This window comes from Micromonospora sp. NPDC005197, from assembly GCF_040608295.1.
GTDB lineage: Bacteria > Actinomycetota > Actinomycetes > Mycobacteriales > Micromonosporaceae > Micromonospora.
Window position 1 is genome coordinate 1 of record NZ_JBEXHY010000034.1, and the last position, 21,494, is coordinate 21,494.

The 21,494-nt window shown below is 73.0% G+C and carries 17 protein-coding genes; 13 read left to right on the forward strand and 4 right to left on the reverse strand.

Features of this window, described 5'->3' with window-relative positions:
• The 3 genes from ABZU46_RS14330 to ABZU46_RS14340 form a co-directional block, all read left to right on the forward strand.
• Positions 1-843: YhgE/Pip family protein (locus ABZU46_RS14330; RefSeq protein WP_354857589.1), on the forward strand; the 843-nt coding region annotated here is incomplete at its 5' end.
• A gap of 10 nt (positions 844-853) precedes the next feature.
• Positions 854-1,447 carry a TetR/AcrR family transcriptional regulator gene (locus tag ABZU46_RS14335; protein ID WP_354857591.1) on the forward strand — a complete coding sequence of 198 codons (594 nt, stop codon included), beginning with the start codon at positions 854-856 and terminating at the stop codon, positions 1,445-1,447.
• 95 nt (positions 1,448-1,542) lie between these two features.
• Positions 1,543-5,157, forward strand: coding sequence for an ABC transporter ATP-binding protein (locus ABZU46_RS14340; RefSeq protein WP_354857594.1), 3,615 nt, complete (start codon positions 1,543-1,545; stop codon positions 5,155-5,157).
• A 47-nt stretch (positions 5,158-5,204) separates the two neighbouring features.
• Here ABZU46_RS14340 and ABZU46_RS14345 read toward each other — a convergent pair whose 3' ends face one another.
• The 4 genes from ABZU46_RS14345 to ABZU46_RS14360 form a co-directional block, all read right to left on the reverse strand.
• Positions 5,205-6,269, reverse strand: a complete 1,065-nt coding sequence (locus tag ABZU46_RS14345) for an NADH:flavin oxidoreductase/NADH oxidase (protein WP_354857595.1) — start codon at positions 6,267-6,269, stop codon at positions 5,205-5,207.
• A gap of 66 nt (positions 6,270-6,335) precedes the next feature.
• The gene (locus tag ABZU46_RS14350; protein ID WP_354857680.1) at positions 6,336-7,628 is read right to left on the reverse strand and encodes a dicarboxylate/amino acid:cation symporter; all 1,293 of its coding nucleotides are present in this window, start codon (positions 7,626-7,628) and stop codon (positions 6,336-6,338) included.
• Positions 7,629-7,825: 197 nt separating this feature from the next.
• Positions 7,826-8,494 (reverse strand): DUF998 domain-containing protein, encoded by a 669-nt coding sequence (locus ABZU46_RS14355; protein ID WP_354857598.1) that lies wholly within the window; start codon positions 8,492-8,494, stop codon positions 7,826-7,828.
• Positions 8,487-9,452 (reverse strand): glutathione S-transferase C-terminal domain-containing protein, encoded by a 966-nt coding sequence (locus tag ABZU46_RS14360; protein WP_354857600.1) that lies wholly within the window; start codon positions 9,450-9,452, stop codon positions 8,487-8,489. The genes ABZU46_RS14355 and ABZU46_RS14360 overlap by 8 nt, the downstream gene beginning before the upstream one ends.
• Before the next feature lie 108 nt (positions 9,453-9,560).
• Here ABZU46_RS14360 and pcaF point away from each other — a divergent pair, with 108 nt between their 5' ends.
• The 10 genes from pcaF (at position 9,561) to ABZU46_RS14410 (ending at position 21,452) form a co-directional block, all read left to right on the forward strand.
• Positions 9,561-10,766: a 3-oxoadipyl-CoA thiolase gene (gene pcaF, locus ABZU46_RS14365; RefSeq protein WP_354857602.1), complete on the forward strand. Its 1,206-nt coding sequence runs from the start codon at positions 9,561-9,563 to the stop codon at positions 10,764-10,766.
• A gap of 154 nt (positions 10,767-10,920) precedes the next feature.
• Positions 10,921-11,733: an SAM-dependent methyltransferase gene (locus ABZU46_RS14370; RefSeq protein ID WP_354857605.1), complete on the forward strand. Its 813-nt coding sequence runs from the start codon at positions 10,921-10,923 to the stop codon at positions 11,731-11,733.
• 5 nt (positions 11,734-11,738) lie between these two features.
• Positions 11,739-13,901 carry an EAL domain-containing protein gene (locus tag ABZU46_RS14375; protein ID WP_354857608.1) on the forward strand — a complete coding sequence of 721 codons (2,163 nt, stop codon included), beginning with the start codon at positions 11,739-11,741 and terminating at the stop codon, positions 13,899-13,901.
• Positions 13,902-13,947: 46 nt separating this feature from the next.
• Entirely contained in the window at positions 13,948-14,448 is a 501-nt protein-coding gene (locus ABZU46_RS14380; RefSeq protein ID WP_354857609.1) for a DUF456 domain-containing protein, read from the forward strand.
• 300 nt (positions 14,449-14,748) lie between these two features.
• Positions 14,749-16,335 (forward strand): amino acid permease, encoded by a 1,587-nt coding sequence (locus ABZU46_RS14385; RefSeq protein ID WP_354857612.1) that lies wholly within the window; start codon positions 14,749-14,751, stop codon positions 16,333-16,335.
• 127 nt (positions 16,336-16,462) lie between these two features.
• Positions 16,463-17,827 (forward strand): glutamine synthetase family protein, encoded by a 1,365-nt coding sequence (locus tag ABZU46_RS14390; RefSeq protein WP_354857614.1) that lies wholly within the window; start codon positions 16,463-16,465, stop codon positions 17,825-17,827.
• 87 nt (positions 17,828-17,914) lie between these two features.
• Positions 17,915-19,270, forward strand: coding sequence for an aldehyde dehydrogenase family protein (locus tag ABZU46_RS14395; RefSeq protein ID WP_354857616.1), 1,356 nt, complete (start codon positions 17,915-17,917; stop codon positions 19,268-19,270).
• 5 nt (positions 19,271-19,275) lie between these two features.
• The gene (locus ABZU46_RS14400; RefSeq protein WP_354857619.1) at positions 19,276-20,043 is read left to right on the forward strand and encodes a 3-oxoacyl-ACP reductase; all 768 of its coding nucleotides are present in this window, start codon (positions 19,276-19,278) and stop codon (positions 20,041-20,043) included.
• A 55-nt stretch (positions 20,044-20,098) separates the two neighbouring features.
• Entirely contained in the window at positions 20,099-20,854 is a 756-nt protein-coding gene (locus ABZU46_RS14405) for a gamma-glutamyl-gamma-aminobutyrate hydrolase family protein (RefSeq protein WP_354857620.1), read from the forward strand.
• 46 nt (positions 20,855-20,900) lie between these two features.
• Positions 20,901-21,452 (forward strand): pyridoxamine 5'-phosphate oxidase family protein, encoded by a 552-nt coding sequence (locus ABZU46_RS14410; protein ID WP_354857623.1) that lies wholly within the window; start codon positions 20,901-20,903, stop codon positions 21,450-21,452.
• Positions 21,453-21,494 lie beyond the last annotated feature (42 nt).

A 21,494-nucleotide genomic window follows, 5' to 3' on the forward strand; every position in this document is an offset into this window, starting at 1 on the left:
GGGCTCGGCCGGCTCAGCGCCGGCGGCGACCGGCTCGCCGACGGCCTGATCCGGCTGGAGAGCGGCGCCGGCGAGTTGGCCTCCGGGCTGACCCGGCTGGGCGGCGGGGCCGGCGACCTCGCCGACGGTCTGGCCGACGGCGAGCAGAAGATTCCGGGGTACGACGACGCGGACGCCCGCTCCGGCGTCCTCGGCGATCCGGTGTCACTGGACCGCTCGGCCCGCCACCCGGCCGGCTCGTACGGGGTCGGCTTCGCGCCGTACTTCCTCGGTCTGGCGCTCTGGGTCGGCGCGATGATCACGTACATGCTGCTGCGGCCGGTCAACCGGCGGCACGTCATGTCCGGCGCACCCGCCTGGCGGGTCGCGCTGGCCGGGTTTCTGCCCGCCGCGGCGGTCGGGCTGGCCCAGGCCGGTGTGCTCTTCACCGTGGTGACACTGGTGTTGGGGCTGGCCCCGGTGCACCCCGCCGCGACGCTGGGTCTGTTGGCGCTGGTCTCGCTCGCCTTCACCGCGATCATGCAGTGGCTGGGCGCCCAGCTCGGCCCCGCCGGGCGGCTCGCCGCGCTGGCCCTGCTGATGCTCCAGCTCACCTCCTCGGGCGGCACCTACCCGGTCCAGACCTCGCCCGGCTTCTTCCAGGCGATTCACCCCTGGTTGCCGATGAGCTACGTGGTGGCGGGGCTGCGGCACACCATCAACGGCGGCCCGGCCGGCCCGGTGGTGACGGCGGCGCTCGTGCTGCTCGGCTTCGCGGTGGCGGCGCTGGCCCTGACCACCGGCGCGGCCCGTCGCTCACGCCGGCTCACCCCGGCGAAGCTGCACCCCGAGCTGACCATGTGAGGATGGGCCGGTGACGGACGGACGGTCGAGGCGGCGGGAGGACACGCGTCAGCGGCTCTTCGTCGCCGCGGTGGACCTCATCGCCGAGCGCGGTTTCTCCGCGACCACGGTGGACGACATCGCGGCCCGGGCCGGTGTCGCGAAGGGCACGGTCTACTACAACTTCGAGTCCAAGACGGTGCTCTTCGAGGAGTTGTTGCGCCACGGCATCGGCCTGCTCACCGCCGAGTTCCGGGCGGCGGTCGCCGGGCAGCCGCCGCGCGCCGCGCTGGCGGCCCTGGTCCGCGCCGAACTGGAGTACATCCGCCGGTACCGGGCCTTCGCCCAACTGCTGCTGTCGGAGATGTGGCGGACCAACCGGGAGTGGCAGCAGACGTTGCGGCTGTTGCGCGGCGAGGCGATCGCGGTGATCGCCGAGACCGTGCGGGCCGGGGTGGACAGCGGGGACCTGCCGGCCGATCTGGACGTGCCGACCGCCTCCTCGGCGTTGTTCGGGGTGGGCCTGGTGGTGGCCGTGGACTGGCTGGTGTTCCAGCCCGACCGGCCCATCGCCGACGTGCAGGAGGCGCTGCTCGGCATCGTGCGCCGGGTCGCTCAGACCTGACCGCAAGTCCTGCTCAGGGCGGGTAAATCGGTTGAGTCGACGGGGCTGCTGCCGGCACGCTGGGTGTTCCGCCACCCACGTCCGGAGGAACTCCGATGCGCCTGCTCCGTGATCTGTGGGGCACCTCGCCGCGCCGTCTGACGCTCGTGGCCGTCCTTATCGTGCTCGGCGCCGCCGGTCAGGCGGGCGCGTCGGCGCTCGCCGGCGCGGTGCTGGTACACCGGTCGACGAGCTCCTTCGCGGTGCTGGCCGCGGCGCTGGCCGCCGTGGTGCTCAGCGATCTCGTGGTGAGCCTGTTGATGGCCGGGCTGACCGCCGACTGGTCCGCGGACGTCCGTCGGCGGCTCTGCCGGGTCGCGCTGGGGCAGGACCTGCCGAGCCTCGAGACCACGCCGGTGGGCGAGCTGCTCGACCGCATCGACGGGGACGTCTACCAGGTGGCGTCGGCGGTACGTAACCAGGGCTCGCGCCTCGCCCAGGGGCTCTGTGTCGGCCTGCTGTCGATGGTGGTGGCGCTGGCCGTGTGGTGGCCGGCCGGGATAGCGATGCTGCTGCTCACGGTGCTGCTGGGGGTGGGACTGCGCCGGCCCACGGCGCGGATCGGCCCCGCCCGGATGGTCGAGGAGGAGGCCTGGTCGGACCTGGCCGCCGTGATGGAGGAGGCGGTGCACGGTCAGGACGACGTGCGGACCAGCCTGGCCCAGCCGTACGTGCTGCGGCTGTACGCCCGGCGCGCTGCCGCCGTGCTGTCCCGCGGCCACCGGGTCTGGGTGCTGTCCGCCCGGGTGGCGACGGTCGCCACCGCGACGATCCGGGCGGGCGTCGGCGTGGTGGTGCTCGGCGGCGCCTGGGCCCTGGCCACCGACCGGGTCGACGCCGCCCGGCTCACCGCGATCTGGCTGCTCGCCCTGGCCTTCGGGGCCACCGCCGAACACGTCAGCCGGATGGTGCCCGAGCTACAGGAGGCCCTCGGCGCGTGGGCCCGGGTGCAGTTGCTCCAGAAGGCCCGGCAGGAGCCGGTCGGCGGGGCCAGTCCGGCCGAGGGTGACCTGCGCATCCGAGACCTGACGTTCGGATACGAGGTGAGCGGCCCGGAGAGCGGGCGGGGTCCGGCCCTGCGCGGGCTCAGCCTGACCTTCGCGCGCGGCCGGTCGTACGCCCTGATCGGGCGGACCGGGTCGGGTAAGTCGACCCTGGCGAAGGTGCTCACCAGGGCCGTGGACGTGCCGTCGGGCACCGTGTTCCTCGGCGGCACCGACCTGTGTGACCTCGACGTCGAAGAGCTGCGCCGCTGGGTGGCGCTGGTGCCGCAGCGCACCGAGATCCTGGCCGGCACGCTCGCCGAGAACGTCGCGCTCTACGACCCGGAGCTGCTCGACGCCGCCGCCCGGGCGTTGGACGAGCTGGGCCTGGCCGGCTGGATCGCCGAGCTGCCCGACGGGCTCGCGACCCGGCTGGGGGAGGGCGGGCACGTGCTCTCCGCCGGCCAGGAGCAGTTGGTGGCGTTCGCCCGGATCCTGGTGCGCGATCCGCACGTGGTGATCCTGGACGAGGCCACCGCGCGGCTGGACCCGGTGACCGAGGCGCGGGTGCAGCGGGCCACCGAACGGCTGCTGCGCGACCGGATCGGCATCGTCATCGCCCACCGGCTCTCCTCGGTGCGTCGCTGCGACGAGGTGGTGGTGCTGGCCGACGGCGCGGTGGTCGAGGCCGGCCCCCTGGAGACGTCGACGCGCTTCGCCGAGCTGCTGGCGACCAGTCACGCCGCCGTGTACGCCGGCGGGGCGTCGGCGTTCCGGTCCGGCGGCGGCACCGACCTGCTGACCGGCCCGCAGAACGCCGGTAGCGACCTGTTGACCGGCCCGCAGACCGCCAGCACCGACCTGTTGACCGGCCCGGACGCCGCTGGCGCCGACCTGTTGACCGGCTCCGAGACCGCCGGCACCCGGCCGGGCGCTGGTCCGGTCGGACCGGCCGTGACGGGTGAGCCGGGCCCGGCGGCGCGGGCCGAGCCGCCGCCGTTGCCACCGACCCCGCCGGCCCGCACGTTCCGGGAGATCATCCGGCTCTGCACCAACGACCCTCGGTACGGCGCGGCGGCGATCGCGCTGTTCCTCGGGCTCAGCCTGCTCGGGCTGGACGGCCCGCTGCTGCCGTGGCTCTGGGCCGACCTGGTCGACGGGACCGGCAACCCGTACCTGCCGGCGCTGGGCATCGTGGCCGGGCTGCTGGTCACCCTGCCGCTGCCGTACTACACCCACGTCTGGTTCCCGCACTGGTGGGTGCGGCAGATGCTGCGGATCGGCCTGCGTCTGGTGCACGGCCAGACCGGCCCGCGCCGGGTCAGCTCGCACACCCCGGCCGAGGTCGTGGCGCAGGGCGGTGACACCGAGCGCGTGGTGCAACTCGCCGACAACGTGCTCGACCAGTCCGTCGCGCTGGTCCTGGTGGTCGCCATGACGGCGGTCACCGGCAGCGTCGTACCGGGGCTGTTCTTCCTCGGCACGATGGTCGTCTCCGGACTGGCCGCGACGCTGTTCGGTCCGAAGCTGGAGCGTGCCGCCCGAGCGACCGTGACGGCGCGGGCGGCGTTCGCCACCGCCCTGGTCTCGGCGCTCTCCGCGGCGCGGACGGTGAAGCTCGCCGGCGCCACGGCGGCGGTGCTGCGTCACCTCGCCGTCCTGGACGCGCTGCGCAGTGACCGGCAGCGACGGGAGATCTCCGTGCAGGTGTGGTCGCGGTCGACGCCGTCGGTGGCCAGTGGCCTGCTGCCGATCGGCGCGTGGGCCCTCTACCTGGGCGGCGAGCTGTCGGCCGGCGCGGTGCTGGTGGCGGTCTCCACGCTGGGCGCGGCCCGGTGGTTCGCCTGGACCACCGCGTCGTTGATCTCCCAGCTGCCGTCGGCGCGGGTGTGGACCCGCCGGACGGTGGCGATGACTGGCGTGGGCGCGTACACGGCGGCGGTGCCGGCGGTCGACCTGGCCGCCGGGACCGCGCCCGCGCCGACGTCGCCGCCCCGGCACCCGCTGCGCCGGTTGGAGCTGCGCCGCTTCTCGGTGGTGCACTCCGACGGCACGGTCGCCGTCCGGGACGTGGACCTGACGGTGCAGCGCGGGCAGTTGGTGCTGGTCGTGGGGCCGGTCGGGTCGGGCAAATCCTCGCTGCTGCGGGCGCTGGCCGGCATCGTGCACCACACCGGCGAGCTGTCGTGGAACGGCGACCCGGTCACCGAGCCCGAGCTGTTCCTGCGCCCCAACCAGGTCGGCTACGTCGGCCAGTTGCCCCGGGTGCTCTCCGGGACGGTGGCCGACAACATCGCGCTCGGCCACCAGGTGGACGCGGCCGGCGCGGTCAGCACCGCCCAGCTCGACCACGACCTGGCCGCCGCCGGCGGTGGGCTGGGTCTGCTCATCGGGCACAAGGGCACCCGGCTCTCCGGCGGCCAGCTACAGCGGCTGGCGCTGGCCCGGGCGCTGGCACCGCGTACCGAACTGCTGGTCGCCGACGACGTGTCGTCGGCGCTGGACGTCACCACCGAGCTGGCGCTGTGGCGGGCGCTGCGGGCGCACGGGGTGACCGTGGTCGGGTCGACCGCGAAGCGTGCCGCGCTGGTCCGCGCCGACCACGTGGTGGTGTTGCACGCCGGGGCGGTGGCGGCGCAGGGCACCTGGCGGGAGCTGGAGGGCGACTGGTCGCACCTGGCCGGCTGACGGTCGGGCGGCTGCCGGTGACGGCAGCCGCCCGTACGGGGTTCGGATCAGGCGCGGGCGTACTGGGCGGGTCCGCTGTACGCGACGCCGAGCTTCGCGGCGGCGCGGCGCGGCCAGTACGGGTCGCGCAGCAGTTCCCGGCCGAGCAGCACCAGGTCGGCCTCGCCGTTGGCGACGATCTGCTCGGCGTGCTCCGGCTCGACGATCAGGCCGACCGCGCCGGTCGGCACGCCCGCCTCACGGCGAATCTGGGCGGCCAGCGGCACCTGGTAGCCGGGGCCGAGCGGGATGCGCTGGTCCGGGCTGACGCCGCCGGAGGAGGCGTCGACCAGGTCGACGCCGACGCCGGCCAGCTCACCGGCGAGCACCACGCTGTCCTCGACGGTCCAGCCGCCCTCGACCCAGTCGGTGGCGGAGATCCGGGTGAGCACCGGCACGCTCTCGCCGACCGCGGCGCGCACGGCGCGGGCGACCTCCAGGGTGAGCCGCATCCGGGCGGCCCGGTCGCCGCCGTACGCGTCGGTGCGGTGGTTGGTCAGCGGCGACAGGAACTCGTTGAGCAGGTAACCGTGCGCGGCGTGGATCTCCACGGCGGCGAAGCCGGCGGCGAGGGCCCGCTCGGCGCCTGCGGCGAACGCCTCGACCACCCTGGCGATGCCCGCCGCGTCGAGGGCGGTCGGCGTCCGGTAGCCGGGCGTGAACGGCTCGGACCCGGGGGCGACGGGCGTCCAGCCGCCCTCGGCGTCCGGCACTCCGCCGCGCTCCGGCGCCCACGGCCGGTAGGTGGAGGCCTTGAAACCGGCGTGCGCGAGCTGGACGGCCGGCACGGCACCGTGGGCGGCGACGAACTCGGTGATCGGTCGCCAGGCGTCCACGTGCGCGTCGGACCACAGCCCGGTGTCCTGCGGGGTGATCCGACCCTCGGGGAGTACGGCGGTCGCCTCGGTCAGCACCAGCCCGGCCCCGCCGACCGCGCGGCTGCCAAGGTGGATGCGGTGCCAGTCGGTGGGCAGGCCGTCCGGTCCGGCCGAGTACTGGCACATCGGCGCCATGGCGATCCGGTTGGGCAGGGTGACCCCGCGCAGGGCCAGGGGAGTGAACAGGGAACTCATCAGGTCATCCTCTCCGAAACGGCGACGGGCCCCGGGTAGAGGGGCCCGTCGCCGTGCAGTGACTTGTCAGGCAGGGACGGGGCTGAGCTCGGGCCGGGTGTCGGCGACCGGCTCCGGGTCGACGAGATCCCGGCGGCCCGCGGACTCGTACGCGGCCCGGTCGAGGGTGCCCTCACGGGCGGCGACCACGGTCGGCACGAGCGCCTGCCCGGCCACGTTGGTGGCGGTACGGATCATGTCCAGGATCGGGTCGATGGCCAGCAGCAGGCCGGCGCCGGCCAGCGGCAGCCCCAGCGTGCTCAGGGTGAGGGTGAGCATGACGATCGCCCCGGTCAGGCCGGCGGTGGCCGCCGAGCCGACCACCGAGACGAACGCGATGAGCAGGTAGTCGGTGACGCCGAGGTGCACGCCGAACACCTGCGCCACGAAGATCGCGGCGAGGGCCGGGTAGATCGCGGCGCAGCCGTCCATCTTCGTGGTGGCGCCGAACGGCACCGCAAACGAGGCGTACTCGCGCGGGACGCCGAGCCGCTCGACGGAGCGCTGGGTCACCGGCATGGTGCCCACCGACGAGCGGGACACGAAGGCCAGCTCGATCGCGGGCCAGGCGCCGGCGAAGAAGCGCAGCGGGTTGAGCCGGCCGGCGAGGATCAGCACCAGCGGGTAGACCACGAACAGCACGATGGCGCAGCCGACGTAGACGGCGGTGGTGAACTTCGCGAGGGGTGCCAGCAGGTCCCAGCCGTACGAGGCGACGGCGTTGCCGATCAGGCCGAGGGTGCCGATCGGGGCGAGTCGGATGACCCACCACAGGGCCTTCTGCACGATTTCCAGCAGCGAGCGGTTCAGCGCCACGAAGGGCTCGGCGGCGTCGCCGACCAGCAGGGCCGCGGCACCCACCACGAGGGCGAGGAAGACGATCTGGAGGACGTTGCCCTCGACGAACGCGCCGACCGGGTTGGTGGGCACGATGCCGGTGAGGAAGTCCGTCCAGGAGCCGGTGTTCTTGGGCGGGGTCGCGCCACCCAGGTCGAGGCTCACGCCGCGGCCCGGGTTGACGAGCAGGCCGAGGCCGATGCCGATGCTCACCGCGATCAGTGCGGTGATGCCGAACCACATCAGGGTCTTCAGCGCGAGCCGGGCGGCGTTGGCCACGCCGCGCAGGCTGACCACGCTGACCACGATGGCGGTGAAGACCAGCGGCGGCACGGCCAGCTTGAGGAGCTGGATGAAGAGGCTGCCGACGGTGTGCAGGGTGCTGGTCAGCCAGCTCAGGTCGTTGCTGCGGGCCAGGAAGCCGAGCGCGACGCCGAGCACGAGGCCGAGAAGGATCTGCACGGAGAACGGAATTTTGCGCAGGCCGAAGGGCATGAAGTGTCCAATTGTCTGTTCTGGTCGGGGTAGGCGCGAGGAGGGCGGCTACGCCGGACAGATGCCGCTGGCCTGCAGTCGGAGATCGACATACAGGCGAACGGTGAGGCCCCAGACATTGGTCATCGCTCGCCGACAGTACGCCGATCAGCGCGATCTGCAAGGAACGGTGGCCGTGACGCTCCTTACAAGCCCCGCTCGCGGCGGGCCAGGGCCAGGGCCGTGCCGGTGGCCACGCCCCACAGCACCGCGAGCCCGAGAACCAGCCGCTCCACCACGCCGACCAGGGCGCCCCGGCCGACCACGAGCATGGCCAGGCCGACCGTCGCGCACAGCGGCAGGGCGAGCGCGGCCGTGCCGGCCGCCAACCGGCGGACCACCGGCCCGGCCGGCCCGGACACGGCCAGCGCGATCATGGCGAGGACCACCGCCGCCGTCGCCGCGATGCTCGCGCCCCCGTGCACCAGGTCGGCCACCGTGGTGCGCTCGAACGGCGGCAGTGGGCAGCCGGCGGAGCAGGTCACCGCCCCGGACACCGCGGTGAGCACCGCGCCGGTGGCGAGCAGCGCCGGCGCCACCCGCACCCCGGGAGGCAGCGCCGCGGCGATCAGCAGCAACGCGCCGGCCAGGGCGAGAACCCCGATCCGGTACGTCACGGCGTGCGCGCTGCCAGCGATGCCCGCCTCGCTCACGTACCCGGTGAGACCGGGACCGGGACCGGCGACGACCGCGACCGTCACCGCGACCGCGCCGGCCACCGCGCAGCCGGCTGCGGCGGACCCGGCGACCCGGCGGGCGACGTCCCCGCGAGCGACGGGTGCCGTCGCGGTGCCGGCCCGCCCCGGCTCAGCCACGCCCGTGCGGCGTCGCCCAACCGGACTCGTCGGGCCCCAGCGGCACGATGCCGGTCGGGTTGATCTCCCGGTGGGTGCCGTAGTAGTGCCGCTTGATGTGGTCGAAGTCCACCGTCTCGCCGAAGCCCGGGGTCTGGAACAGGTCCCGGGCGTACGCCCAGAGCACCGGCATCTCGGTCAGCTTGCTGCGGTTGCACTTGAAGTGCCCGTGGTACGCGGCGTCGAAGCGCACCAGCGTGGTGAACAGCCGCACGTCGGCCTCGGTGATCGCGTCTCCCATCAGGTAGCGCTGCCCGGCCAGGCGTTCGGACAGCGCGTCCAGTCGGGCGAAGAGCGCCCGGAACGCCTCGTCGTACGCCTCCTGCGAGGTCGCGAACCCGCACCGGTAGACGCCGTTGTTGACGTCGGTGTGGATCTCGGCCATCAGCGCGTCCATCTCCGGGCGCAGCGCGACCGGGTACAGGTCGGGTGCGCCGGGCGCGTGCAGTCGCCGCCACTCGGTGGAGAAGTCGAGGGTGAGCTGCGGGTAGTCGTTGGTGACCACCCGGCCGGTCAGCGTGTCGACAAGCGCCGGCACGGTCACCCGGCCGGTGTAGTCCTCGTCGGTGGCCAGGTACGCCTCGGAGAGGAAGCTGACACCGAGGACCGGGTCGAAGCCGTCCGGGTCGAGGGCGAACGCCCAGCCCCGCTCGTCCCGGATCGGGTCGACGGTGCCCAGCGAGATCGCGTCGTCCAGCCCGAGCAGGCCGCGCACGATCCTCGCCCGGTGCGCCCACGGGCACGCGCGGCACCAGATCAGCCGGTACCGGCCGGCCTCCAGTGGCCAGCGGTCCTGTTCGTCCGGGCCGCCACCCGGCGGGGAGGTCGAGTGGGGGGTGACCCGACCGGTGAAGCGGTTGGGTTGGCGGACGAAAGCGCCACCACGGCTGGTCTCTGCGCTGAACTGGGCCCGGGCCATGCCGCCAACCTATCCGCTGGGAGCGTGGATATCCTGGCGGCTGGGGAGTCCCCCCGCGACCCGGTGGACGCCCGCACCCTCACCCTTCCCACCCCCGAAGGACTCGCGATGACCGTGGCATACCTGGTGGCCGGTGTCCGTACCCCCATCGGCCGGTACGCCGGCGCGCTGGCCGGCGTCCGCCCCGACGACCTGGCCGCACACGTGATCCGCGAGCTGGTCGCCCGGCACCCGTCGGTGGACTGGGCCCGCGTCGACGACGTCGTGCTCGGCTGCGCGAACCAGGCCGGCGAGGACAACCGCAACGTGGCCCGGATGGCGGCGCTGCTCGCCGGCCTGCCCGAGGAGGTGCCGGGCAGCACCGTCAACCGGCTCTGCGGCTCCGGCCTGGACGCCCTCGCCATCGCCGCCCGGTCCATCGTGGCCGGCGAGGCGGACCTGGCGGTCGCCGGTGGGGTGGAGAGCATGAGCCGGGCGCCGTTCGTCGTGCCGAAGGCGACCTCGGCGTACTCCCGCTCGGCCGAGATGTATGACACGACCCTGGGCTGGCGGCTGGTCAACCCGCTGATGCGTGACGGCTGGGGGGTCGACTCGATGCCGGAGACGGCGGAGAACGTGGCCGCCGAGTACGGCGTCGACCGGGCCGAGCAGGACGCCTTCGCGTACCGCTCGCAGCAGCGCGCCGCCAAGGCGCAGGCCGACGGCCGGTTCGCCGAGGAGATCGTGCCGGTGTCCGTGCCGGCCGGTCGCCGGGAGACCCGACTGGTCGAGGTCGACGAGCACCCCCGGGAGACGTCGCTGGAGAAGCTGGCCGCGCTGCCCACCCCGTTCCGCGACGGCGGCACGGTGACCGCCGGCAACTCCTCGGGCGTCAACGACGGCGCGGTCGCGCTGCTGGTGGCCAGTGAAGCGGCGGTGCAGCGGTACGGCCTCACCCCGCTGGCCCGCATCGGCGGCGCGGCGACGGCAGGCGTACCGCCGCGGATCATGGGAATCGGCCCGGTGCCGGCCACCCGCAAGCTGCTCGACCGGGTCGGCGTGGAGCTGGGCGCGGTGGACGTCATCGAGTTGAACGAGGCGTTCGCCGCGCAGTCCGTGGCGGTGCTGCGCGAGTTGGGGTTGCCGGTCGACGCCGAGCACGTCAACCCGAACGGTGGCGCGATCGCGCTCGGGCATCCGCTGGGCGCCAGCGGCGCGCGGCTGGCGCTGACCGCCGCCCTGGAGCTGCGCCGTCGCGGCGGCCGCCGGGCCCTCGCCACCATGTGCATCGGCGTCGGGCAGGGCATCTCGCTGCTGCTGGAGTCGGCCGCCTGAGCGCGGAAAGTTACGTGAAGGGATCTGCCGTACGTGGGAGTTGTCGGCCTAGAGTGGTCCACACCACACGACCCGCGGGGTCGGCCGGCGGTCGCGCGCGCTCGTCGACGCCGGTGCCGCCTCGCGCCGCGGCGACGAACTGGGGAGCACACCGATGCCGGACGCACTGCCGACCGAGATTGACCTGACCAGGCCGAGCGCGGCCCGGGTGTACGACTATTTCCTGGGCGGGGCGCACAACTTCGAGGTCGACCGGCAGTTGGCCGAGCAGATCGCCAGCATGACCCCGAATCTCGCCGCCACCATGCGCTCCGGTCGGGAGTTCCTGCGCCGAGCCGTCCGGGTGCTGCTCGACGCCGGCATCGACCAGTTCCTCGACATCGGCTCCGGCATTCCGACAGTGGGCAACGTGCACGAGGTGGCCCAGGCGGCCAACCCGAAGGCCCGGGTGGTCTACGTCGACATCGACCCGGTCGCCGTCGCGCACAGCCGTGAGCTGCTCGCCGGCAATGACCTGACCGGGGTGATCCACGCCGACCTGCGCGAGCCGGAGCGCATCCTTGCCGAGACCCGGCGGCTCGGGCTGATCGACTTCAGTCGACCGATGGGCATCCTGCTGGCCGGGGTGGTGCACTTCATCCCGGACGCCGACGGTCCCGAGGAGATCCTGTCCACCCTGCGGGCCGCCGCCGCGCCCGGCAGCTTCCTGGTCATCTCGCACTCGACCTTCGAGGACCAGCCGCAGGAGATGCTGGACGCCCAGCGCCTCTCCGCCCGGACGGCCACCGAGATCACCCTGCGCTCCCGGGCGCAGGTCACCGGCTTCTTCGGCGACTGGACGGTGCTCGAACCGGGCGTGGTGCACATGCCACTGTGGCGTCCCGACTCGCCGGCCGACGTGGATGAGCACCCGGAGCGGTTCGGCGCCTTCGGGGGCGCGGCCCGGTACGACCAGCCCGCCGGCTGATTCCAGTGGCCGCCGTCCCGGACCCCACCGGGGTCGACGTCGGCCGGGGCGGCGCCCAGGGCTACGCCGCCGACTGGGCCCGCGCCGTACGCCGCATCGGTTTCGTGCCGCTCAGCGCGGCCGAGACCGAGCGGCTGTTGCTGCTGCACACCGTCCGGCTCGCCCAGGTGGTGCGGGCCGAGCCGTTCAGCGCCCGCCCCGCCGAGGAGGTCGGGCGGGCGCTGGTGGAGGCGCACCTGACCGAGCCCCGGGCGTTGGAGTGGTCGCTGCGCGCGCTCGGTGACGACTTCCCCGATCGGGTCCTGGCGTCCGGCGACCGGCCGGCCGACCTGGGCGAGCGGATCGCGGCGGTGCAGGGCGGGTTGGCCGCCGGGTTCGCCCGCGCGCTGCGCGACCGCACCTTCACCCAGCAGGAGCGCATCGCCCGCTCGGCCTGGCAGGCCCGCGACGAGGTCGAGCAGGCGCTGCGCGACAGTGAGGCGCGGTTCCGGGCGGTCTTCACCGGCGCGGCGATCGGGATCGGCATCGCCGGGGTGGACGGCCAGATCATCGACGTCAACACGGCGTTCGCCGACATGCTCGGCTACTCGATCGAAGAGCTGTGCGAGATGAACGTGGCGCAGCTGTTCCACGCCGACGACGCCGCCGGCATGTGGGAGCTGTACCAGGAGCTGATCGAGGGCAAGCAGGACTCGGTCCGCGTGGAGAAGCGCTACCACCGCAAGGACGGCACTATCGTCTGGACGGACCTGGCCGTCTCGTTGATCCGGTACGACGACGGGCGACCCCGGTTCACCGTCGCCATGATCGAGGACATCACCGAGCGGTACGAACTCCAGCAGCGGCTGCGTTTCCAGGCGCTGCACGACCCGCTGACCGGGCTGCCCAACCGGACCCTGTTCTTCGAGACGCTGGGCCGGGTCTTCGACACCGCCGGGCCCGGTCAACGGGTCGGGGTGTGCTTCCTCGACCTGGACGGCTTCAAGGCGATCAACGACAGCCTCGGCCACGACCTCGGCGACCGGCTGTTGGTGGCGATCGGCCGGCGGCTCGCCGAGTGCGTGGCCGACCACGGCCACCTGGTCGCCCGGATGGGCGGCGACGAGTTCGTCATCCTGGTCGACGGCGGCGACGACGTCGATGACGCGGTGGCCGTGGCGGAGGCCGCGCTTGCCGCCGTCGCCGCCCCGGTGCATCTCGGCGACCAGCAGTTGGCGGTCTCCGCCAGCGTGGGCATCGTGGACTGCCCGGCTGCGGAGACCACCGCCTCGGAGCTGATGAAGGCCGCCGACACGACGCTCTACTGGGCCAAGGCGGCCGGCCGCGGCCGGTGGGCGGTGTACGACCCGGAGCGCAGCGCCCGCGACCTCGCCCGGTCGGCGCTGGTCGCCGGGCTGCCGGCCGCGCTGGACCGGGGCGAGTTCGTGCTGCACTACCAGCCGATCGTGTCGCTGCTGGAGGGCACGATGCTCGCGGTGGAGGCGCTGGTCCGCTGGGAGCACCCGGAGCTGGGCCTGATCGGCCCGGACCGGTTCATCGGCCTCGCCGAGGAGACCGGCCTGATCGTCCGGCTCGGCGAGTGGGTGCTGCGGCGGGCCTGCCACGACGCCGAACGCTGGCGGCGGGAGTTCCCCGAGGCCCGGCTGGTGGTCAGCGTCAACCTGGCCGCCCGGCAGGCCGACGACCCGGCGATCGTCGCCACGGTGGCGGACGCGTTGGCCACCAGCGGCCTGCCGGCGGAGCTGTTGCAACTGGAGTTGACCGAGAGCGCCGTGATGGGTAGCGCCGGCGAGCCGCTGCGCAGCCTGCACCGACTCGCGGCGCTGGGCGTCCGGCTGGCGGTCGACGACTTCGGCACCGGGTACTCCAACCTCGCGTACCTGCGGCGGCTGCCGATCCACTGCCTGAAGCTGGCCGGCCCGTTCGTCGAGGGCATCCGCGCCGACGGGACGGACGCGGTGGCGGACCACCGCGACGAGCGGATCGTCGACGCGTTGGTCCGGTTGGCGCACGCGCTGGAGCTGTGGGTCACCGCCGAGGCGGTGGAGACCCCGGTGCAGGCCGAGCGGCTGCGAGCGCTGCGCTGCGACACCGGGCAGGGGCGGTACTTCGGCGCACCGTCGCCGGCCGAGGAGATCACCGCCCGGCTGCGGCGGGCGACGGCGTGAGCGGTGGATCGGGCCGGTCCCGATGGTGGCGACGGAAGGCGACGGTGTGAGCCTGAACGACTCGCAGACGGTGGTGACAGTGGTGGCCGCGCTGGCCATCCTGGCCGGGCTGGCTGGCGTGGTGGTGCCCGGCCTGCCGGCGCTGCCGCTGTGCTGGGGTGGGGTACTGGTCTGGGCGATCTTCGGTGGTGCCGGCCCGGGTGGCTGGGCTGTGTTCGCCGCCGCGACACTTGTCGCGGTCGGAGGCATCGTCGTGAAGTACCTGTGGCCGGGGAGGAACCTCAAACGCACAGGCGTGCCGACGTGGTCCCTGCTGGCCGGGGGCGCGCTCGGCCTGGTGGGGTTCTTCGTGATCCCCGTGGTCGGTCTGCTGCTGGGCTTCGTGGCGGGAGTGTGGGCCGCGGAGCGGCTGCGGCTGGGCAGCAACCGGCTCGCCTGGCCGTCCACCGTGCAGGCGCTCAAGGCGGCTGGCCTGTCCATGCTGGTGGAATTCCTGGCCGGCCTGACCATCGGCGCCCTCTGGGTAACCGGCCTCCTACTAACCTGACCCACCCCCCGCACCCGGGAGCGGAGGGGGCGGCGCGGGGCATTTGTGGGTACGGCGGTTGCCGTACGGAGAGAGAGGCGTGCCCCGCGCCGCCGCGGTGCCGGGCGGTCCGAGTGCCCGGTGGTGGCCCGTCGCGATCGGGCCTGGTCACGGGGTCAAGCATGCGGGCGGGCTGGACGGGCGGCAACGCAATTAGCCGGGACGGCGGTGAGATTCCCACCGGCGCTGTATTGACCTGTCTTGATCGGCGGGACGACACTTTGCGCACTCGTTCGCGGAACCACCTCAGGGAGGTGTGCAGTGGCCACGACGCCCGTGCCGACCGCAGAGCAACCGATCGACGACGACGCCCGACGACTCGCCGAACTCGGCTACAAGCAGGAGCTACGCCGCAAGTGGAGTGGCTTCTCCAACTTCGCCATCTCGTTCTCCATCATCTCGATCCTGGCCGGCTGCTTCACCACCTTCGGCCAGGCGTGGAACAACGGCGGGCCGGTCGCCATCTCCTGGGGCTGGCCGCTGATCTCACTGTTCATCCTGATCATCGGGTTCTGCATGGCCGAACTGGTGTCGGCCTACCCGACGGCGGGCGGGATCTACTGGTGGGCGGCGACCATGGGCCGCCCGGTGCACGGCTGGTTCACCGGCTGGCTGAACCTCATCGGACTGGTCGCGGTCACCGCCTCGGTCGACTACGGCTGCGCGACCTTCCTCAACCTCACCCTGTCGGCGCTCTTCGACGGCTGGGCCGGGACGTTGCGGCAGGCGTTCGTCCTCTTCGTGATCATTTTGGCGCTGCACGGCCTCATCAACATCTTCGGGCACCGGATCATCGACGTACTCCAGAACGTCTCGGTCTGGTGGCACGTGGCCGGCGCGGCCGTCGTGGTGGCCATCCTGGTGTTCGTTCCGGACGATCACCAGAGCTTCCAGTTCGTGTTCACCGAGCGGTTCAACAACTCGGGCTTCGGTGACGGGGACACCGGCGGGCTGACGTTCTGGTTCTACGTGCTGCCGCTGGGCTTCCTGCTCACCCAGTACACGATCACCGGCTTCGACGCCTGCGCGCACGTCTCCGAGGAGACCCGGGGCGCCTCGCAGGCCGCCGCGCGCGGGCTCTGGCAGTCGATCTTCTATTCGGCGGTCGGCGGTTGGATCCTGCTGCTGGCGTTCCTGTTCGCGGCCACCGACGTCGAGGCGGTCAACGCCGCCGGCGGCTTCTCCGGCGCCATCTTCGAGTCCGCCCTGACCCCGGTCTTCTTCAAGATCGTCATCATCATCTCCACGATCGGGCAGTTCTTCTGCGGGATGAGCTGCATCACCTCGATGAGCCGGATGGCGTACGCCTTCAGTCGGGACCGTGCGGTGCCGGGTTGGCGGCTCTGGTCGAGAGTGAACCGCAACGGCACCCCGGTCAACGCGATCATCGGCACCACGATCGCCGGCCTGGTGCTGACCCTGCCGGCGCTCTACGAGAGCTCGGCCGGCATCCCGATCGCCTTCTACGCGGTGGTCTCCGTCGCGGTGATCGGCCTCTACCTGTCCTTCCTCATCCCGATCGCGCTGCGGCTGCGCCTCGGCGACCGGTTCGTACCCGGCCCGTGGACGCTGGGGCGCAAGTACAAGCTGCTCGGCTGGATCGCGGTCATCGAGATCGCGGTCATCGCCGTGTACTTCGTGCTGCCGATCGTGCCGGCCGGCGTGCCCGGCAACGACGACTTCACCTGGTCGGCGGTGAACTACGCGCCGCTCGCCGTGGGCGGGGTGCTGCTGGTGGTCGCGGTCTGGTGGTACGCCTCGGCCCGGAAGTGGTTCGCCGGCCCGGTGCGTACCGTCGAGGAACCCGCGCCGGCGGCCGACCCGGCGCCGGTCGACGGCCCGGCCTGACACCCGCCCGGCGGGACGGTCATCGCGGCCGTCCCGCCGGTGCGGTCACCGGGTTTGCCGCCCTCGGCCCCGGGGGCATTGACGGTGATCCGGTTTGCCAGTAGACCTTGGTGATGGAGGCCCGCGAATGACGAAAGCTCCGCTCACGCTGGAACAACTGCGGGTCGCCGTCGCCGAGGGCGAGATCGACACCGTCGTGCTGGCCCTCGTCGACATGCAGGGCCGCCTGCAGGGCAAACGGTTCCACGCGCCGTTCTTCCTCGACCAGGTGGTGGCCAACGGCAGCGAGGGCTGCAACTACCTGCTCGCCGTGGACGTCGACATGAACACCGTCGACGGGTACGCGATGTCGAGTTGGGAGCGCGGCTACGGCGACTTCGCGATGGTGCCGGACTTCGCCACCCTGCGTCGGGTGCCCTGGCAGCCCGGCTCCGCCCTGCTGCTGGCCGACCTGACCTGGCTGGACGGCTCCGGTGACGTGGTCGCCTCGCCTCGGCAGATCCTGCGCCGGCAACTGGACCGGCTGGCCGAGCACGGGCTCACCGCGTACGCCGGCACCGAGCTGGAGTTCGTGCTGTTCCGCGACTCGTACGAGGACGCCTGGCGGCGCGGCTACCGCGACCTCACCCCGGCCAACCAGTACAACGTGGACTACTCGCTGCTCGGCACCGCCCGGGTGGAGCCGCTGCTGCGCCGGATCCGCACCGAGATGGCCGGCGCCGGGCTGACCCCGGAGAGCGCCAAGGGCGAGTGCAACCTCGGCCAGCACGAGATCGCCTTCCGCTACGACGAGGCCGTGGCCTGCGCCGACCACCACGTGATCTACAAGAACGGGGCCAAGGAGATCGCCGCCCAGGAGGGCATGGCGATCACCTTCATGGCCAAGCCGAACGAGCGGGAGGGCAACTCCTGCCACATCCACTTCTCGCTGCGCGACCGGACGGGCGCCTCGGCGATGCTCGGCGACGGGCCGGCGCACCTGTCGGAGACCGGGCAGCGGGTGCTCGCCGGGCTGCTCGCCACCATGCGGGAGTTCAGCCTGCTCTTCGCCCCGAACATCAACTCCTACAAGCGTTACCAGCCGGGCTCGTTCGCCCCGACGGCACTGCGCTGGGGGGTGGACAACCGCACCTGCGCCCTGCGGGTGGTGGGACACGGGCAGGGCATGCGGGTGGAGAACCGGGTGCCGGGGGCCGACGTCAACCCGTACCTGGCGATCGCCGGGTTGGTCGCGGGCGCGCTGCACGGCATCGAGCGGGAGCCGGAGCTGGGCGAGGAGTGCACCGGCAACGCGTACGACGACCCGCAGGCCGAACGGGTCCCCGGCACGTTGCGCGACGCACTGGCCCTCTGGGAGGCGTCGACGGTGGCCCGGGAGGCGTTCGGCGACGAGGTGGTCGCCCACTACGCCAACCAGGCAAGGGTGGAGCTGGCGGCGTTCGACGCGGCGGTGACGGACTGGGAGCTGACCCGTGGCTTCGAGCGCCTCTAACCCCTGGTCCGTCCTCCGTGATCTCGCACGTTGTGTCGGTGGTTCGTGCAGCACCTGCAAGATTGCGCAGGGGTAGGGGGTAGCGGCGTGACCGTGGTGGTGGATCCGGCCAGCGGGGAGGGGTTTCGGGAGGTTTCCGGGGCCTCGGTGGCGGAGGTGGACGCGGCGATCGCGCGTGCCGCGAAGGCGTTCGAGGCGTGGCGGGTCGTCGCGCCGGGGGATCGGGCCCGGCTGCTGCGGCGGTTCGCCGCCGTCGTCGACGCGCACCTGGACGAGCTGGCCGCGTTGGAGGTCCGCAACTCCGGGCACACCGTCGGCAACGCCCGCTGGGAGGCCGGCAACGTCCGCGACGTGCTGGACTACTACGCCGGAGCGCCGGAGCGGTTGACCGGACGGCAGATCCCGGTGCCCGGCGGCCTGGACGTCACCTTCCACGAACCACTCGGTGTGGTCGGCGTGATCGTGCCGTGGAACTTCCCGATGCCCATCGCCGCCTGGGGGTTCGCCCCGGCCCTCGCCGCCGGCAACACAGTGGTGCTCAAACCCGCCGAGCTGACCCCGCTCACCGCGCTGCGCCTGGCCGAGCTGGCGCGCGAGGCCGGCCTGCCCGACGACGTGTTCACCGTCATTCCCGGCGAGGGCGCGGTGGTGGGGGAGCGGTTCGTCAGCCATCCGGCGGTCCGCAAGATCTGCTTCACCGGCTCCACCGAGGTCGGCACCCGGATCATGGCCGGCTGCGCCGCCCAGGTGAAGCGACTCACCCTGGAGTTGGGCGGCAAGAGCGCGAACATCGTGTTCGCCGACGCCGACCTGGAGCGCGCCGCCGCGACCGCGCCGGGCGCGGTCTTCGACAACGCCGGCCAGGACTGCTGCGCACGGTCGCGGATCCTGGTCCAACGCCCGGTGTACGACAGGTTCCTGGAACTGCTCGAACCGGCGGTACGCGCGGTGCGGGTGGAGGACCCGTCCCGGGACACCGCCGAGATGGGTCCGCTGATCTCGGCGGCCCAGCGGGACCGGGTCGCCGGCTACGTGACCGGGGCGACTGTCGCCTTCACCGGCTCCCGCCCGGACGGCCCCGGTTTCTGGCACGCGCCGACGGTGCTGCTGGCCGACTCGCCGGCCGACCGGCACTGGCGGGAGGAGATCTTCGGCCCGGTGGTGTCGGTGCTCCCGTTCGACGACGAGGCGGACGCGGTCCGGCTCGCCAACGACACCGAGTACGGCCTCTCCGGCTCGATCTGGACCAGGGACGTGGGCCGCGCGCTGCGGATGGCCCGCGCCGTCGAGGCGGGCAACCTCAGCGTCAACTCGCACTCCTCGGTGCGCTACTGGACCCCGTTCGGTGGGATGAAGCGCTCCGGGCTCGGCCGTGAGCTGGGCCCGGACGCGCTGCACGCCTTCACCGACGTCAAGAACGTGTTCATCGCGACGGAGGAGTGACGCCAGTGCAGGGTCGATTGCAGGACCGGGTGGCAGTGGTCACCGGGGCGGGCAGCGGGATCGGGTTGGCCACCGTGCGGCGGTTCGCCGCCGAGGGTGCCCGGGTGGTCTGCGTGGACATCGACGAGGCGGCCGGCGAGAAGGCCGCCGAGGAGTGCGGCGGCGAGTTCGTCCGCACCGACGTGGCCGACGAGTCGGCGGTCCGCGACCTGTTCGACGGGGTGGCCGACCGGCACGGCCGGGTCGACGTCGCGTTCAACAACGCCGGCATCTCCCCGCCGGACGACGACTCCATCCTGGACACCGGCCTGGACGCCTGGGAACGGGTGCTGCGGGTCAACACCACGAGCGTCTACCTCTGCTGCAAGTACGCGATCCCGCACATGCGCCGCCAGGGCAAGGGCTCGATCATCAACACCGCGTCGTTCGTGGCGTTGATGGGGGCGGCGACGTCGCAGATCGCGTACACCGCGAGCAAGGGCGGGGTGCTGGCGATGACCCGGGAGCTGGGTGTGCAGTTCGCCCGCGAGGGCATCCGGGTCAACGCGCTCTGCCCCGGCCCGGTGGCCACGCCGCTGCTGCTGGAGCTGTTCGCCGCCGACCCGGAGCGGGCCGCCCGCCGGCTGGTGCACGTGCCGATGGGCCGGTTCGGGCAGCCGGAGGAGATCGCCGCCGCGGTGGCGTTCCTGGCCAGCGACGACGCCTCGTTCATGACCGCCGCGCAGTTCGTGGTCGACGGCGGGATCACCGGCGCATACGTGACTCCCCTGTGAGCGCGAGGAGTGAGCCGGTGTTGCGAGCCCCGCAGTCGCGAACGCTGGCCGTCTGGTGAGGCGGCCGCTGATCGGGATCAGCGCGTACGTCGAGCCCGCCGACTGGGCCGTGTGGCGCGGTGTGCGGGCGGTGCTGGTGCCGGAGGCGTACGTGCGGGCGGTGACCGCTGCCGGTGGTCGTGCGGTGGTGCTGCCCCCGGACGACTCCGACGGTGACGTGCTGGCGGTCCTCGACGGGCTCCTGCTGGCCGGGGGCGCCGACGTCGGTCCCGGGCGGTACGGCCAGCAGCCGCACCCGCGGACCGAGGACCGGCCGGACCGGGACGCCGGTGAGCTGACCCTGCTGGCGGCCGCGCTCGTCGCCGACCTGCCGGTGCTGGGTGTCTGTCGGGGAATGCAGCTGCTCGCCGTGGCGTACGGGGGCACCCTGCACCAGCACCTACCCGACGTCGTCGGTTCGGAGGCGCACCGTCCGGCCCCGGGGGTCTACGGCACCCATCCGGTGCGGTTCGCGCCGGGGAGTCTGGCGGCGAGGACGCTGGCCGGGGTGGACCGGGTCAACTCGTACCACCATCAGGCGGTCGCCACGCCGGGGCGGCTCGCGGTCAGCGGCTGGGCGGCGGACGGCGTGATCGAGGCGGTTGAGGACCCGGACCGTCCGTTCGTGCTCGGGGTGCAGTGGCATCCGGAGAACGAGTTGGACCCGCGTCCGATCACGGCGCTGGTCCGGGCCGCCCGCCGGCGAGCGTCCGGCCCGCCGGTGCGGGTCCGCCACGAGGGCGTGGACGCGGCGGGGTCGTCGACGGTGTGACGCAGGTCGCCCCGGCGGGGGACGGGCGCGATGGGAGGATCACCGCATGGGCAAGGTCTATCCAGAGATCGACGGTCGTCTGCGGGAGTTCATCGCGGGCCAGCCGGTCTTCTTCGTGGCCACCGCGCCGTCCGGGCCCGAGGGGCACGTCAACGTCTCGCCGAAGGGCATGACGGGCACCTTCGTGATCCTCGGCCCGCACCGGGTGGCCTACCTGGACTACCACGGCAGCGGCGCGGAGACCATCGCCCACCTGCGCGACAACGGCCGCATCACGCTGATGTTCTGCGCGTTCGACGGGCCCCCGAAGATCGTGCGCCTGCACGGCAGGGGCAGCAGCGTCGCGGTGACCGAGGCGGGCTACGCGGATCGGCTCGCCGAGTTTCCCGCGCCGCCGGACGTGCACGCCGTGCGGGCCGTGATCACGGTGGAGGTCGAGCGGGTCAGCGACTCCTGCGGTTATGCGGTGCCGCTGATGGACTACCGCGCGGAGCGTGACCTGTTGCTTACCTCACACTCCCGCCGTACGGCCGATGATCTGGTGACCTACCGCGCCACCAAGAATGCCGCGAGCATCGACGGACTGCCGGTCTTCTGACAGGTCAGGGCGCTCCCGGCGGCCTCCCTGGGCCCGCGTACG